Annotated in this window: 15 protein-coding genes; 14 read left to right on the top strand and 1 reads right to left on the bottom strand. The window is 43.2% G+C overall.

Annotated elements, in window-relative coordinates:
• Positions 1-6: 6 nt before the first annotated feature.
• Positions 7-582, bottom strand: coding sequence for a PDC sensor domain-containing protein (locus ABUE30_RS01120; RefSeq protein WP_408621846.1), 576 nt, complete (start codon positions 580-582; stop codon positions 7-9).
• Positions 583-1101: 519 nt separating this feature from the next.
• On the opposite strand from ABUE30_RS01120, the gene ABUE30_RS01115 reads away from it, so the two are divergent.
• The 14 genes from ABUE30_RS01115 (at position 1102) to ABUE30_RS01050 (ending at position 16987) form a co-directional block, all read left to right on the top strand.
• A complete protein-coding gene (locus ABUE30_RS01115) occupies positions 1102-2388 on the top strand; it encodes an acyltransferase family protein (RefSeq protein ID WP_408621845.1) in 1287 nt (428 codons plus the stop codon).
• 152 nt (positions 2389-2540) lie between these two features.
• Positions 2541-3671: an MBL fold metallo-hydrolase gene (locus tag ABUE30_RS01110; protein ID WP_408621844.1), complete on the top strand. Its 1131-nt coding sequence runs from the start codon at positions 2541-2543 to the stop codon at positions 3669-3671.
• 284 nt (positions 3672-3955) lie between these two features.
• Positions 3956-4966, top strand: coding sequence for a hypothetical protein (locus ABUE30_RS01105; protein WP_408621843.1), 1011 nt, complete (start codon positions 3956-3958; stop codon positions 4964-4966).
• A 541-nt stretch (positions 4967-5507) separates the two neighbouring features.
• Positions 5508-6092: a DUF4255 domain-containing protein gene (locus ABUE30_RS01100; RefSeq protein ID WP_408621842.1), complete on the top strand. Its 585-nt coding sequence runs from the start codon at positions 5508-5510 to the stop codon at positions 6090-6092.
• Positions 6092-6904: a hypothetical protein gene (locus tag ABUE30_RS01095; protein WP_408621841.1), complete on the top strand. Its 813-nt coding sequence runs from the start codon at positions 6092-6094 to the stop codon at positions 6902-6904. The genes ABUE30_RS01100 and ABUE30_RS01095 overlap by 1 nt, the downstream gene beginning before the upstream one ends.
• Positions 6905-7094: 190 nt before the next feature.
• The gene (locus ABUE30_RS01090) at positions 7095-8648 is read left to right on the top strand and encodes a phage tail sheath family protein (protein WP_408621840.1); all 1554 of its coding nucleotides are present in this window, start codon (positions 7095-7097) and stop codon (positions 8646-8648) included.
• Positions 8649-8694: 46 nt separating this feature from the next.
• Entirely contained in the window at positions 8695-9165 is a 471-nt protein-coding gene (locus ABUE30_RS01085) for a phage tail protein (RefSeq protein ID WP_408621839.1), read from the top strand.
• A gap of 60 nt (positions 9166-9225) precedes the next feature.
• Positions 9226-9663 carry a phage tail protein gene (locus tag ABUE30_RS01080; RefSeq protein ID WP_408621838.1) on the top strand — a complete coding sequence of 146 codons (438 nt, stop codon included), beginning with the start codon at positions 9226-9228 and terminating at the stop codon, positions 9661-9663.
• A gap of 2 nt (positions 9664-9665) precedes the next feature.
• Entirely contained in the window at positions 9666-9860 is a 195-nt protein-coding gene (locus ABUE30_RS01075; protein WP_408621837.1) for a DUF5908 family protein, read from the top strand.
• Positions 9860-10510, top strand: coding sequence for a CIS tube protein (locus ABUE30_RS01070; RefSeq protein ID WP_408621836.1), 651 nt, complete (start codon positions 9860-9862; stop codon positions 10508-10510). The genes ABUE30_RS01075 and ABUE30_RS01070 overlap by 1 nt, the downstream gene beginning before the upstream one ends.
• 18 nt (positions 10511-10528) lie before the next feature.
• Positions 10529-12313, top strand: coding sequence for a type VI secretion system tip protein VgrG (vgrG, locus tag ABUE30_RS01065; RefSeq protein WP_408621835.1), 1785 nt, complete (start codon positions 10529-10531; stop codon positions 12311-12313).
• Between the two features lie 9 nt (positions 12314-12322).
• On the top strand, positions 12323-12622 hold the full coding sequence (locus ABUE30_RS01060; RefSeq protein ID WP_408621834.1) for a PAAR domain-containing protein: 300 nt from the start codon (positions 12323-12325) through the stop codon (positions 12620-12622).
• A gap of 13 nt (positions 12623-12635) precedes the next feature.
• A complete protein-coding gene (locus tag ABUE30_RS01055; protein WP_408621833.1) occupies positions 12636-13085 on the top strand; it encodes a GPW/gp25 family protein in 450 nt (149 codons plus the stop codon).
• The gene (locus ABUE30_RS01050; RefSeq protein WP_408621832.1) at positions 13082-16987 is read left to right on the top strand and encodes a hypothetical protein; all 3906 of its coding nucleotides are present in this window, start codon (positions 13082-13084) and stop codon (positions 16985-16987) included. The genes ABUE30_RS01055 and ABUE30_RS01050 overlap by 4 nt, the downstream gene beginning before the upstream one ends.

Here is a 16987-nt window from a genome sequence, read left to right as displayed (position 1 = left end):
ACCAACCTACATTCCTTCTAAGTTATCTAAATTAATTCCAATAGTAAGCGCTCCAATGGCTTTACCTTGGTCGATAACAGGGACTGAAACTTGCACTAAATAGGCTTGAGTACTCTCATCGTATTCGACTTTACTGACGTACACATGTCCTTGGCCTTGTTGATAACTTTGGGTAAATTTCTCTTCATCCCCTTGCCAATAATCAGAGGTTCTATTGCTCATCGCAACATTAGCGCCTTGGTTATCCATCAAAAACAATTCAACTAGGTATGGCTTACTTTTTTCCAATTCGATTAAACGTTTGGCCGCATTATTCGTCATCAGTGCCTTCATCAATGCACTGATATCTGAGCTTTTACGCCACTTTTCATCACGATCTTTAATCGTATCCAAACTTAAATTTTCAGCATTTTGAGCTTTGACTGCAGCCACTAACTGCGGATCACTTCCCCAAGATTGAAGTTGCGGCACAATCGATTTAACTGAATCTGGCGCTTGCTCTGCAAAACTATTCATAGAGATCGCAAACACGATCAAACCGAGGAAATGCACCACCCGGCGTAAAGGAAGTCGTCTCACCATGTTTTCTCCTTAAAACATAAAATACGTTCTTTTAAAACAGTGGATATTTCCACCTATTTATATTGAAGATAGTCAATAATGACTAGATTGGTAGTAAAAAAAATTTTTTTGCTTAATAAAAATGAATAGTGAATGAAACGAATAAAAGAGGTCTGTATTTATGGCAAACAGAGCGGTTACATGGATATACTGTTTCTCGCCAGATTCAGAGCGAAAGGGATAAATAGTGGCATCAAAGATCGAACTCAACCATCATCAATCAAACAAAATTCGGACGAATCATCCACTATGGCTAGCGGGTCGTTACTGAGTATATTAAAAATGAGGCGAAGTAGTAGATAGAGACAAATCCCTACCCTAGCTATGACTTATATATAATTTGGCGAAAAAATCTGCAACTATGTGAAGGCATTTTATACAATAACAAAAATCAACCTATGGCTTTTAAAAAACGGCTTGGAGCACTTCATCAACATGGAACTTGAGTGACACTATTTATCCCCAATGAGGATCAACTTCATGTTAACAATGCCTCTGGCTAAAGAACGCTTTATGGGATTGGAATGGCTTCGATTCATACTCGGCTGCTATGTTATGATCTATCACACGGCTCATGGGTATCCACAAATCAAACAACTTTGGGGACTCAGCGAACTAACCAGCATGGGCTTTTTTGCCACGAGCACCTTTTTTATTTTATCTGGTTTTTTACTCGCCCATGTCTATGTACGTGGTAGTACATTACGCGAACCTGCCAATCATTTCTGGTGTAAGCGTTTTTTTAACCTATACCCTATTCATATTATGGCGTTGCTCGCTTCAGTATTGGCGGTTGGTTATATGCATCTACTTGCAGTCACGCCAGAGAGTGCCACTTTTAGTATGCGCTTTGTGATTTATGATACGCATGAGTCACTCGCCCAAACTCACCCCGAGATTTTTCGTCATTTAATGGATAATACTCAACTGGCTTTTAATATTTTCTTGCAACTATTTATGTTACAAGCTTGGAACCCTTATTTTTTAACCTTTAATGCACCATTATGGTCGCTTTCAGCCCTATTTTTCTTTTATTTAGTATTTCCATGGGTTGCTCCGAGGTTGATGAGTGTTCGCCGTTACGGATTATGGATGCTATTAATTTGGGCCGTGTATCTGATTCCACCATGCATAGCGGTGCTTACCAACCATTATGGCATGCCAACCACAGGGCTATTACAACGAGGACCCCTGCTACGTTTGCCTGAATTTTTAGCAGGTATTTTAGCCTATCGATTTTTCTTAGAAAGACATCGAGACAATTTTCAACTAACTGCCTTACAAAAAACTATTTTGTTCATCGCGATTTCAAGTGGATTTTTACTCGCCACGTATCTTTTTACGCATGGTGGAAAAAACTATTGGTATTACTTACTCCACAATGGCTTATTATTACCCATACAGATGAGTTTGCTCTATCTGTGTGCACATATTAAAGCACCTAGCCAACCATGGTTGCAACGATGGTTGCCACGACTAGGAGGCGCTTCACTTCCGATATTCGCCTTCCATATCCCCCTTTTTACAATCTGGGGAACTACAGACCGTTGGTTACGAGGTGCACCATTGGCCTGTATCAAAGGGGATCATCTCCACTGTATGACCGCCGGTAGCGCGGTAACACCATCAATACTCAGTTACCTGATGTTTCTAGGCACTACGGTAATCTTTGCTGTCTTATTCCAAGAACGCATCGTTGTCCCCTTAAGACGGCGGCTACAAAAGCGATATTTAAAGTCGGCCAGTTCAGCATCACCCATGCAATAGCAGCGATGCGTTATATCGATCTAAATGCTGCTGTCATACAGCATTCACTTACATCAGGTATAACTGCATTGAATAACTGTTTGAACAAAATCACCTTAAGCGGCAATATCAGTTCTATATGTCAAGGTTAATATTAAACGAGATGATTAATTATGACGCTCATATTAAGTGCAGTTCTTCTAATCATTACGATTGGAATAGGAATTTATCAATGGTTGAAAAAGCCACAATTTCGTTCTCCAAAGCCTTTTCAGCCCAAACAAGACCTCAAGGCGAATCATCGATATAGTCAATTTCATAACGCAGCGCATCCATCCCAACGCGTAAAAGCAGGCGGCGAGCTCAAAGCATTGTTCACCTTTTTAGTGCAACGCAATGCGCGTGCTATCCCAGCAACCCCTGTTTCATCCTACAAAAGTAATCTTCATCAGTTGCAGCGCGAACAAAATATTGTGATCTGGATGGGACACTCCACCAGCTATATTCAGCTCGACGGGCTATGCTTTTTAGTTGATCCGGTCTTCAGCGACAACGCTTCACCTATTCCAAGGACGAATCGACCGTTTGTAGGCAGCAATATCTATCAGCCGAACGATATTCCAGATATTGACTACTTACTTATCACCCACGATCATTGGGACCACCTTGACTATCCAACCCTGCATGCGCTTCGCTACAAGGTTGCTCACGTCATTACACCATTAGGCATAGGCTCTTATCTTCAACAATGGGGATATCAGCCGGCGCAAATTCAAGAGTGTGATTGGCAACAGAGCATCCAAACCAGCAGCCATGTCACTATCGAGTGCCTCCCTAGCCAGCATTTTTCTGGGCGGATGTTGAAAAAAAACCCAACACTGTGGGCTTCCTTCGCACTGATAGGCTCACAGCGAGTCTATCTCAGTGGCGACAGTGGTTATGGCCCACACTTTCAAGCGATTGGCGAGCAGCTTGGGCCGTTTGATATCGCATTGCTAGAATGCGGTCAATATAATCACGCTTGGCCAGATGTGCATATGTTTCCCCAGCAAACGGTACAAGCCGCCATTGACCTGCAAGCCAAAGCCATTATCCCTCAACACAACAGTAAATTTAAGTTATCAAACCATGATTGGGATGACCCACTGAAACAAATTAGTGCGCTGAGTTTGGATAAGCCATACCAGCTGTTAACCCCGATGATAGGACAAGTCGTCGACTGTCAGCAGCCGCAGCATTTCTCCCATTGGTGGACAAGCACTGAACCAGTCACTATTAGAGAAACCTCCACAAGTGATATCTAATTAAGCAGGTAATCGTTTCTTAATCAGTCACCTTTTCGTGAGAGGTTCTCTCTCACACAGAATGAACGATTCCTATGATGCGAAGTCATTCAGTGCATCATAGGACACGGTTCGTGATACTCATAAGCCGAGTTATTGGTCTGTCTTTTTCCAATACTTCGTGTACTATCTCTCATCCTTTACAACCTAACGACGCATGCGTGTAGTTTGATCCCTATTCGCAGCGGCTGTGATAATTTTGTCCACTTAGCGGTCCCCCCCGCATAACGCCAACAGGAAACGTTATGAATTCAAAGTTACTTAAAGCACTCGTTGTGGCAACGATGTTCCCAATTGCAACCCAAGCTCTCGCAGCTGACATGACGACGCAACAAGCTGTCAAAGCACTTAAGCTCCAAGAACTGGCATTGACGTTTGATCAAGCCAAAGTTGCAAAAGCAACTCACCATAAAAGCAAATCGCAAGATGATGCACTACTCATTGATATGAACGTAATCAATGTCAATGATCTTAACCATCCAGCAGTTTTGAATAAAAAATTATCAAACTTTGTCACCGACCAACTCAACACAACAGAGAATTACCTCGGCAATGTCGATGACGAGAATATCATTGAGCGACTCAATTATGCGTGGCAAAACGCACATGTGATCCAACATAAACAAACACTCAATCTGTTAAATTCCTTTATTGATAAAGGGTATACGACCGGTTATAACGTCATTAATAAGAGCGATCTGTCTCATTTTTCCCCAAAACTCATGTTGCGTTACGGCCACGACAATATTCAACATGCAACGCAGTTGATCTATCTTATGCGAACCGAAGGATTTGATCCGAAAGTGCAGCTCACCCCCAAATCATCTGCTTATTTGTATTTAGCAAAATGGGGAAAATCAAGCGACCCTCTCACCACCTTGCCAAGCGGCAAAATGGTCGCCACATCCAAAGAATATAATCTCGACTTTGAATTTAAGACGCCGCAACGCAAAGCTGAGTTTATGGATTTGATTAACCGATATGCTAAAAAAGATAGCAAAGATGAGAAAGGATTAATTTTTCAAGCATGGTGGCAGCCGTTCTACCGCTCATATACCCCGATGAAACGTTATAAAGTTTTAATGGAAAACCGGATCGAAATGGGGCAATACGAAGCGCAGTTAATGGTGTTACCTGAAAAAGCTAAAGCGCAAGCTGAGCACATTAAAGATGTGGAAAAAAATATCCACATCAATACAATCAAAACTTGGGTTAATCCATCGTTTTATCGTTACATGCATGGTGATTATAAATAATCACAGTCTGTCTGTAGGGCCACGCCGCATTGTGGCCCTGCTCTTGATGCTTCGACTTCACCAAAACAGCTATTTCTGCTTCACTTCCATCATATGATGGGGCATTTGTGAAGTTTCCTCATGGATTGCTGCCTTCTTGCCGATACGCATCGCCATCCGCTTAGCCATATCAAAAATCCATTACTCATATAATTATTGGTATTTGGCATATGGCGTCATGACGTCTTTGTAAGCATCAACGGCAAACCAAATGTAAAACAGAGTACAAAGGGAAAAAGCAGAAATAGAGTTTAAAATGCCACTATGTGACCGTTAGACATAACAACCAGAATCTAGTCGGCATTATTAAACCATAAGGGGTAGTCAGGTGACTTCGAGTTATCAGCGCACAGGTAGGCAACTCAACAATCATAAAACCGACTTTCTTTGAATAATTAGCTCACATTTAGTGATAGATCCAAAATTAAGGCTTAAACTTTAACAACTAACACCACATAGTAGCGACAAGTTTCTCGATTGAGAAGCAATGATGGGGGAAGAAATGCTTTATACCTGTTTAGACTACTTATCCATCCGGATGAATCAATCAATCAAAAACACATTTCATACCGTTGAAAATGCGGTACTTATTAGTCCTCCATCCGATTTGAACAGCGCACCAGCGCCAAATATCCAAAACAAAATATTACTTTTTTTAAGTCACTTAGAACGAGACCCTTTCCCTCAACAAATGCCAAATTATTCATCAAATCCACAGCAACGCCTCGCGCTAACGAACAAACCATTATATGTCAGCTTATCAGTCGTTATTGCCGCTTCTTTTAGCGGGGCGAACTACTCAGATGGGTTAAAATTAATCTCTCATTTATTAGCTTTTTTTCATCGTAACCCATTATTTAATCGCCATAATTCACCAGATATGCCCAAACTAATTGAACAAATATCCATAGAAATGGAAACCATTCCGCTAGAACAGCTGAGCCACATGTGGGGCATGATAGGAACACATTATCTTCCTTCAGTCGTCTACAAAATAAGGGCGGCTATCCCTAACAGTGAAGCGGTGCTAACACAAGCTGAGCCGTTAACGGCACCTCATCTCAACTTAAGTGGGTCTCCTAGCTAATGGCTAATTATCAGCACTATCTGTCGATTATGGTGGAACATAGTTATTTTATAAATGGACTGGCCCGTAATCTGCAGCTTGAATTCAGCCCAAACAGCCAACTTTGGCTAAAGCGACACCAAGTACTTATAAGGCCTATTCGGGGAGGATTGTGCTTACTGAGTGATCCTGATTGCTTAGCCGAGCTTTTCGATAATCAGGAGACAAATGAATTACACATCAAAATTTTTAGTCATGATCCATATTTTCGTAATTACACCAATGGGATAGTTTCAAAAATATTACCTACTGCATATTTTCTAGCAGATTTAACTGATCCAGTATCCTCCAAATTGATTCAGCCCACAGCTTGGTTATCCAGCGATGAGCTCACCCAGATTTCCCTAACAAATAAGATTGATACTATTAATCCAAAAGAATTAAGCCAAAATCTGGTTGGATGGATTCATATAAAAGGCGTTCTGCCAACAATATCGCAAGAATATTCTTCTATCACAGTTAGTTATCAAGCCAATCAGGGATATTGGCAATATTACTTTTTTTCAGAGTTTATTGATCCACAATGCGTTATATCCGACACAAAAAATATTCATCAGTTTGAATATTCTGGAGAAAAAATTTTTAATAACAATCAATTGGCGACCACGTTCACATCACTAGAACCGATCTCGATTGCCGAACACTCACCATTTCATTTTCAACTAAAAAAAGATAATCAGATATTAATTCGTCACTTACCAACAGCAAGCCCATCAAAGATGAGTCAAAATAAAAACAATAATTTTATCAACTATGAAATATATCTTTCTTGACATATTGATAAATGACTAATATAAACAATAAAGGTTCCCTTGAGCGATCTTGCAAACGACTATTGTATTTCGATATTTGGACAGTTTATAAAATGTCATAAAATCAATTAGATGTATGCTGTGTGGTTTCGTTTGGCAACATGCCCATATGGGTTGTTTTTAAATATCTCATCACATAAAGGATCTCACCATGGGTGTCATGAAAACCCCCGGCGTATATATTGTCGAGAAAAATGCTTTCCCAAATTCTGTTGTTGAGGTTGCTACAGCAGTCCCTGCTTTTGTTGGTTATACAGAAAAAGCAGACAATGGTGGTAAATCATTGCATAACAAGCCATGGCGAATTGCTTCGATGTCGGAATTTAGACGCTATTTTGGCGGGCCTGCATTGCAACAGTTTGAAATCAGCGATGCAGACGATGATGCTACAACATCAACAGCATTTAGCCAAGATGGCAAAGCTTACAAAATTAAACAATCCAATACCCGCTATTTGCTTTATCACAGCATGATGTTTTTTTTCCAGAACGGAGGGGGGCCTTGTCATATCGTCTCTGTTGGCAGCTATCAAGATGACTTAGATGCTGGCGTTTTAAAATCTGGGATTACCCCACTCATTAAAGAACAAGAACCCACCATGGTTGTTATTCCCGAGGTCGTGCAATTAGCAGAAGATGATTGTATCAATGTTCAGCAAGCAATGCTTGCGCATTGCGGCGGAAAAATGAAAAACCGAGTTGCCATATTAGATATTTGGGAAGGGTTTAAAGATCGCCAGCATCCCGATGGAGATTGTGTCGAAAAATTTCGCTCTAAATTGGGTATTAACTATCTTAATTACGCTACCGCTTATTATCCATGGCTAAATACATCAATTGTACAAGACAGCGATGTAAATTTTCATAGTGTCAGCAATATCGACAAACTAACTGAATTACTAACGTTTGAAATCAGCAATGCATTTAAAGATCTAGATAATTTATCTGAAGATGAGCTTAAAAGTGGCAGTAACAAACTCAGACTGACGAAAAAGCAGCAGATGTTAGACGAGGTCGCTAAGTTGAGCACCGAGCAAAGTGATTTCGAACAAGAACAGCTTAATAAAATTTTGGTTTCCATCAGCCCTATCTATCAAACAATCTTAGCCGATATCAAATTTCAACAAAATATTTTGCCCCCTGCGGCCGCCATGGCAGGTGTTTACACCATGGTCGACAACTCACGCGGCGTCTGGAAAGCACCGGCTAATGTTAGTTTAAATGCAGTGGTCTCGCCGACTGTTAATATCAGCGATGACGAGCAAGAAGACTTGAACGTCACAACCCAAGGTAAATCGATTAATGCGATTCGGCCGTTTATTGGTGAAGGCACCCTAGTCTGGGGGGCTCGCACATTGGATGGCAACAGCTTAGATTGGCGTTATATCAATGTCCGTCGCACCATGATTATGCTTGAGGAATCTGTCAAATTGGCCTCGAAAGCATATGTATTTGAGCCTAATGTCGCTAATACGTGGGTCTCTATGGAAAGCATGATTGGTAACTTTCTTTATGGGATCTGGAAACGTGGTGGTCTAGCTGGCGCATCCCCCGATGATGCTTACAGTGTCAGTGTTGGACTAGGTAAAACCATGACAGCTGACGATATTTTAGAAGGGATTTTGCGGATTACCGTATTAGTTGCGATAAGCCGTCCCGCTGAATTTATTGAGATCACGTTCCAGCAACAAATGCAAAAATCATAGGCACAAGCTCTGGACACAATGCATTTAACTTAACAGGAGAAATCCCATGGCAGATGATGGATCAGCCCAATCAGAAACCGTTTGGCCGATGCCCAAATTTCATTTTGAAGTCAAATGGGATGGTGGAGCCGGTGCTGGAATGGTCGCCGCTTTTCAAGAAATTTCCGGCTTGGATACGGAATCTCAGCCGATTGAATATCGCGCGGGTAATAGCCCCGTATTTTCAACGATCAAAATGCCGGGTATCGTCAAAAGTAGCAACATCACCCTAAAAAAAGGCATTTTTAAAAGTGATAACAAATTCTACGAGTGGTATAGCAAAATCAAGATGAATACCATTGCTCGTACTGCGGTCACCATTAACTTGTTGGATGAAGCAGGCAGCCCGGTCATGAGCTGGAAGCTGAAAAATGCTTGGCCAACCAAAGTCACAGGCACCGATCTGAAATCAGATGGGAATGAAGTGGCTGTCGAGACGATTGAACTAGTCCATGAAGGACTTGAAATCGCAGTGTAATCGTTAAATGCAGCTATCAGCATGAGGGTAGCTGCATTCATCAAGCACAGGATCAACTACATGGAAGAAGAATGGCCCCTCCCTGCCTTTCATTTTAGTGTGGTAATTGGCAATAATTCTTCTGAAACCGCTTTTCAAGAAGTTTCGGGGATTGAGCAAAAAATAGAAACTGAAGAGTATCTCGAAGGTGGAAGTACATCAGTTTACTATCTTCCTCAAATAGCCAAAGGTAACAAGCTAACCGTCAAAAGAGGAATAGCAACACTCGCTTCTCCATTAGCAAAATGGTGTCTCAACTGTTTTAAATACAAATTCAAAATTCAAACTAAATCAGTTCTTGTTCATCTGCTCGATGAAAACCATAAACCTTGTCGTAGTTGGGTATTTTTAAACGCTTATCCAGTCAGTTGGAAAGTTGACACATTTAACTCGACTAAAAATGAAGTCACCATAGAAGAAATTGAATTTTGTTTTAGTCGAGCGATAAGGAGTAAGTAACCATGCCAATTGAAGTCAAACAGATGGTAATTCAGTCAAATGTCTCCAGTAACGCTTCATCGAGCGAAACTGCAACGAGCGACAAGCGGCGTTCATGCGATCAATCAAACACGTTACTATCGTCACATCAGAGTGAAAATTCTTCAAAATTTAAAGCATTACATCATAAAGTTCACACTGATATTCGAGAACGCTAATGATAGAAAAGCTCAAGATAACAGCCCAAGATGACAAGCGATCGTTCACTGTGATGCTCAATCCTAATACGCTCAAACACGATCTAGGCATTAATTATACAAATAATGAATGTAAAAATCGACAGGCTCAAGGTGATATTGCGCCATCGATGGATTACAAGGCTTATCAGAGCGAAAAATTAAGCTTTGAAATCTTAGTTGATGCAACAGGGGTTGTTGAGCAGCCCAAAGCATCAAAAGTCGATACACAAATAGACGCGCTCAAAAATGTGATCTATCGCTATGTTGGGACACAACACCAACCCAGTGTTGTCACTCTCACATGGGGAAATTTATCCTTTAAAGGTCGCCTCACCTCCATGGGGGTTTCGTACATTCTGTTTAGTTCAAGCGGTGTGGCACTGCGTGCCAAAATAAATCTTGCCTTCGAGCAATATATGGATGAAGAAGAAAAGGCAAAACTAGCTAAAAAGTCATCCCCTGATTTAACGCACGTAGTCACTTTTAAAGCTGGGGATACATTGCCGCTGTTATGTGCCCAAATTTACCATAATGCAGCCTATTACATGGAAGTAGCCCGTGTGAATAGGTTAGCCAGTATTCGTCACATTCCAATCGGAACACAACTTTATTTTCCACCGTTGGTCTAACCCGTATTAAGAGGTTGTATGTCAAATCAAGACACAGATGGCGTCGTGACGTTCACCATTAAAGCTGACGGCAGCGAGATAGCCAGTGATATTGGTGTTATTGCCATTAATATCTTCTCCCAGATCAATCAGGTTGCTCATGCCGAGCTATTAATTGCCGATGGTGATATTGCCAACCAAACATTTGCTATCAGTGAAACCGATACTTTTAAACCGGGCACGTCCATTACCATTAGTGCAGGGTATGATAGTGATGAGACTACACTTTACGAAGGCATCGTCATTAAACATGCCATCCATATCAGTGGCAATAATCAAACGTTGCTGGATATTACATGCAAAGATCAAGCAGTTGCCATGACCATCGCACGCAAAAGTAAGTGCTATCTCAAGCAGACAGATAGCGCCATTATCAGTCAAATCATCAGTAACTACTCTGGACTCGATTTAGATCATGTCGACTCAACCAGCAGTGAACATGATGAACTGACCCAGTTTAATTGCAGCGATTGGGATTTTCTGCTGACCCGCGCTGAAGCCAACGCCATGGTGGTTAGTAACCAATCCAATAAGATCACCGTAGTGACACCAACACTAGATGACAGCCCATCGCTAACCATTACCTATGGCAATGAGCTCATCGATTTATCAGTTGAAGTCGACCCTTGCTATCAACTCAATCAGGTCACTGGGATCGGCTGGGATATGAGCCAACAACAAATGGTGCAAGGTCAAGCAAGTAGCCAGTCTATCAATGAGCAAGGAAATTTGAGTAGTTCAACGTTAGCGGAGGTGTTGGGGGTAGGCAACTATCGCCTTCAAACATCCGGGACACTCAGTGAGGATGTCCTTGAAAGTTGGGCTAAAGGGCAGCAACTTAAGTCAGCTTTGTCCAAAATCCGCGGTTCGGTGAGCTTTCAAGGCAATGCCGATGCCAAAATCAATACCTTGATTAAAATCGCCGGCGTCGGTGCCCGTTTTAACGGTCCGCAATATATCAGCGCCGTACATCATCAGATCGAACAGGGTCAGTGGGTTACAACAGTTGACTTAGGTTTATCCCCTATGTGGTCCAGTGAACATCGCGATCTAGGTGCACCACCGGCAGCTGGCTGGCTTCCACCCGTCGATGGCCTACAAATTGGAGTGGTGACTCAGCTAAATGACGACCCTCAATCACAGTCTCGCATTCAGGTTAAATTACCCACTCTAGGCGATGATGACAATCTACTTTGGGCGAGACTAATCAGCTACTATGCCACTAGCAGCAGCGGCAATTTTTTTATTCCCGAAGTTGGCAATGAAGTTCTTCTTGGTTACATCAACAATGACCCATCACAGCCGATCATTTTAGGCAGCTTATACAGTAGCCAACACACTCCACCTTATGAGTTAACCGCCGAAAACAATACCAAAGCCATCGTAACCAAAAGTCAACTAAAGGTGGAGTTTAATGAAGAAGACAAAGTTATCACACTCATCACACCTGGGGGCAATAGTATTGTCCTCAGCGACAGTGATAAAGCGATCACCATCAGCGATCAAAATGATAATAAAGTCACTCTAAATGATAGCGGGATTAGTTTAGAAAGCCCTAAAGATATTAGTCTTTCAGCAAAAGGGGCTATCTCGCTCAAAGCCACTAGTAATATCAGCCTTAAAGCCAATGCGGATGTGAAAGGATCGGGTATGAATGTTTCACTAGAAGCTCAAACCGGTTTTACTGCCAAAGGTTCAGCAACCGCTGAACTATCGGCATCAGGAATGACAACCATCAAAGGTGGATTGGTCAAAATTAACTAAGGAGCAATTATGCCATTTGCTGCACGAATTACCGATATGCACCTCTGCCCAATGCAAACGCCTGGCTTGCCGCCGATCCCACATGTTGGTGGCCCAGTGATTGGGCCAGGGGTTGCGACAGTCCTGATCGGTAATCTGCCTGCATCAGTTGTTGGTGATAGTTGCACCTGTGTCGGGCCGCCATCAACCATCATCAAAGGCTCCGTAACGGTGATGATTGGCGGCAAACCAGCGGCTCGAATGGGAGATAGTACCAATCATGGAGGGAGTATTATTTTAGGCGAACCAACCGTTTTAATTGGTGGCTAAAAAGGAATCAGAGATGAGTGATCACAACAACTTTCTTGGCAGAGGCTGGGCATTTCCTCCTCGCTTTAACGCCCCAAAACAACAGGTGGCACTTAGTCAAGATGAACAGGATATCCAAGAAAGTTTGCGCATATTACTCTCAACGACACCCGGCGAGCGAATTATGCACCTCGAATTCGGATGTGATTTACACCGACTGGTATTTGCGGAGCTCTCACAAACGACTCTCACTGAGATAAAAATGAGTATCAAACAAGCTATCTTGTATTTCGAGACCCGCATTGATCTGCTCGACATCGAGATCACGATCGACGCCATGCAAGGCAACTTGATCATCAACATCACCTATCTCATCGTCACCACCAATACGCGGGGAAATATGGTTTACCCATTTTACCTACAAGAAGGTACGCTGATCGCCCCTCAGTTGCTCCCCCAAACCAATAGGGAGGACTCTGAATGACCACAACCCAGAAGCAACGCCTAATCAAAGCACTTACCCCAGAGTTTTTTCAACTCCATGAGCTCAGCTTTGAGCAGTTGTTAGACTGGGCGAAACAATTTGCTGCAACACTTCCCTATCACGATGAAAATAACCACCAAGCGGGCTCATGGGCCGCCATGTTTGAAACGAATGAACTAGTGATCTGCGCTTGTATCCTCAGCCTCGATCCCTATCGTTGCCGTCAGCAATTCAAACAAGCTATGCAACTGGGGGAAAGTCCTGCTATTGACTACCTTATCGGATTGTATCGTCAATTTAACAGCTGGTACCAGTATCTCCCCAGCCAACCCGAATTAGCCTATCAACTTAAATTTGTATTACTCGGTCATTATCGGAATAAATTAATTGCCCCACTCCAGCAGTTACTCAGTTGCATACCTGAAGAAAAACGCTCATATTTCAGCCAATTTGACCCACTCTGGCAACTTGATCAGACGGTCACAACTCCCCCAAAATTTGATTTTATCCAACATAGCTTCTCTGCCGCGATTATGACGCTCAAAACGTTGCAAAAGGATTGTCACATTTATCTGCAACAATCATTGAAACACGGTGAACATCCCCCTCAGCTAGCACTTTATGTAAGCTTTTTACGGCTGTTCCAGCTAGCACGCGTAAGAATCAACCAGTTCAACGAACGCCACCTTAATTTTTACTATCGAGACGTGTTGCGACAAACTGAGCAATCAGCACCAGATAATCACACCTATCTGAAACTTTCACTCAATAATCATCGTGGAACGCCCGTGACCATGACTGAGAATACCCTCATTAGTCCCGGACAAGACGCACAGTTTCAGCGTATAGATTATCGCACAGCTTATCCAATACTGGTCACTGATGCCGAAGTCCGCCAAGTCCACCAGCTTAGCTTCAAGCGGGATCCTCTGATATCTCCTGAACGAGAAGCTGGATTAGTCTGCGGGATCAATAGTCAATCGATCACTATCGCCCCTGATGCAGCCCCACCTGAGCTGCCAGATACTCAGTCATTCACGCTATTTAGCGCCGACACCTTGAATCAAAATCAAACAATGGGCTTGGTTGTCGCCGATCCCGTGCTTGCGATGGCGCAAGGCAAACGCCAAGTCAGTGTAAAGTTCCAATTAGGCGAAAAACAAAGGGAAATAATTGATCGACAACTTTATCGATTAAGCCAACCAGATAGTAAAGTAACCGATGAGATCCAAGTTCTATTTACTCAGTTACTAACGATCCATCGTCATACGTTAGGTGAGCCTGAAAGGATAGAGCTCATCGCCGAGCAGCTCGTCGCAACGCTCAGTCCAATACAATGCCATCAGCTCGCCAATGCTGAGGCTGATCAGCAAATTAACCTCATCTACCGAGAATTTTTGCTCGCGCTATTGCAACAAGCTAAGCAACCCGAGCAATTTTACCGCATCTTTGGACTTCTGATTACTCGCCATGCATTAAGTGATACAGACTGGCTTAGTCCAGCTGATATCAGTCTGATCCGTGCTCAGGCCGAAAAAACGCTTTCGGGGCCAGCGAAGCAGACCGTCCATGAACTACTCATGCAGTCAAAAACTGCCGTTTTTTATCTGCTTTTTAGCAATTTATTTGACGCCGAGCTAACGACTGAAGAAGGCTGGCTAGCGATCACTCACTACCAGATCTATCCGTTGCCAACGCCAATCAGCCATCGGTATGGATTCACGCTGATCTTTAATCTTGAACCTGGCTTTGCGGCGATTATTCCCCCCAATCAAGAGCTGATAAATCAAGGCTGGGACATGCTTCATCCCGCATTTAAGCTGACGCTAAAAAACCAGACAAACTGTTTTCCCTATTCTATTTTTCGCGACTTTGAATTAATGGATCTGCAACTCGACACACGGATTGAGGGACTGACACAACTTCAGCTATTTAACAATGAAGGGGCAAGCGATCCAAGTCAGCCATTTCATCCATTTGGAGTTTTACCCAACGACGAATCTTATTTAGTCATCGCCAGTGAAGAGCTCGCTCGTAAGCACATTCATACCCTATCAGTGGATATGCATTGGACCGATCTACCGCGTGGCAGCGACGGCTTTCGTCAATATTACCAAGGTTACCCATATGCTTATTGCAATCACAGTTTTCAGGTTGCACTAGAGGTTTTGAGTAATGGACAATGGCAATCAGTGGGCGCACCTAGTTATGCGCTATTTGCCCCTAAAGAAGGTTCGTTACAGCGAACCCAACAGTTGCAGTTATCGATGCAACACGCCTTTACGCCAGTGACTCAACCTTGGCCTCAAACACCCTTTAGTTCACAATCAAGCATTCGCAATGGGCTATTTAAAATAAAACTGATCGCCCCGCAAACAGCTTTTGGCCACCGTCTCTATGCACCGCTGCTCAGTCAAACCCTCATTGCGAATACAAAAAATAAGAAAAAAGACAAATTACAACCTCTACCCAATTCGCCCTATACACCGCAGCTAAGCCGTTTTGCAGTCAATTATCACGCCCAAAGCACGTTAGATCTAAAATCCCCTAGCCCCACCAATCACAGCCAAATCATCCATTTGCATCCTTTTGGCAAAGAGCTGATCTATCCACCCGCAGATCCGCTGGCACCCAAAGCCCAACGCCTGATGGCAAACTATCCCCATGACAGCTATTTGTTTATTGGTCTGTCAGCATCGCAACTATCGGGTTATTTGAACCTGTTCTTATTGCTGGACGGTCAATCCAAGATCCTCTCACCCTATCCATCCAATGATTACCATTGGGCTTATTTGGTCGACAATCAGTGGTTGACACTCCCACCGAAGCAGATTGTCCATGATTCAACCCAAGGCTTTATTACCACTGGCGTTATCACACTCGACCTACCAGACACGATCAATACTCACCACAGTATTATGCCCGACGGTTACTACTGGCTATGTGTCAGCACCGATTGCGGCATCGGGCTCTATCCAAATTGTCGCCACATTGCAACACATGTCATTGAGGTCAAAGGGCAGCCAAATCCATCACTGACACCATGGAGCACTTGGCGGGTCTCACCTAAACCCGCTAATCTGGCCAACATCATGCAGCTTACCCCGCTTCACGCAGCACCTAAACAAGAAAATCGCCAACAGTGGATCGCACGGGTGAGCGAAAAACTGCATCATAAAGGACTCGCTATTACACCTTGGGATTACGAGCACTTGGTACTCGAACAGTTTGCTGATATTGGCAGCGTGAGCTGCTTTGCCCACCATCGCTTTGACTCACATCAGAACGTTCCCGGTCACGTGCTAATAATCGTCACCCCACAGCCAATTCACTGCCAACATAATCCGTGTATTCCAGTCACCATCAGTTCTGCAAAATTACTCGCAATTCGTGATTATTTACAATCGGTCAGTCGTAGTGGCTGCCAAGTTGAAGTGCGCCACCCCGGATATGAGCGAATTCAAGTTCGCTGCCAGGTGACATTAAAAGTTGGGACCCACCACGGACTCGCTCTGAGACATCTTAATTACGCAATCAGCGAGCATCTATGTCCTTGGAAAAATGATACGGCCAATCTTGGATTAGGTTGGCAGTTATCGCTGAGTAAGCTCGTCGCATTTATAAGTCAATTTCCATTTGTCAGCCATGTGACGGGGTTATCCGTACTCAAAATCAGTCAACTACAGCAAACTAATTATCAACTGCAAGATAGCGCCTCATCCGAGCCCACGATTGCGGCTGAATATCCGTGGTACATCTTGCTACCAGCGGAACATCATCATATCCAGGTCACCCCCCAGCCTCTGGAGATCAGCCCCCAACCGGTCGGAGTGGGTCAATTAACCATTGGCGAGCAATTTATTATCAATCGCTCCGGTGAGCCCTCGCTGGGAGAAGACTAA

This window comes from Celerinatantimonas yamalensis (genome assembly GCF_046054155.1).
GTDB lineage: Bacteria > Pseudomonadota > Gammaproteobacteria > Enterobacterales > Celerinatantimonadaceae > Celerinatantimonas > Celerinatantimonas yamalensis.
The sequence above is the reverse complement of the archived record's forward strand: the minus strand, read 5'-3'. Positions and strand labels throughout refer to the sequence as shown.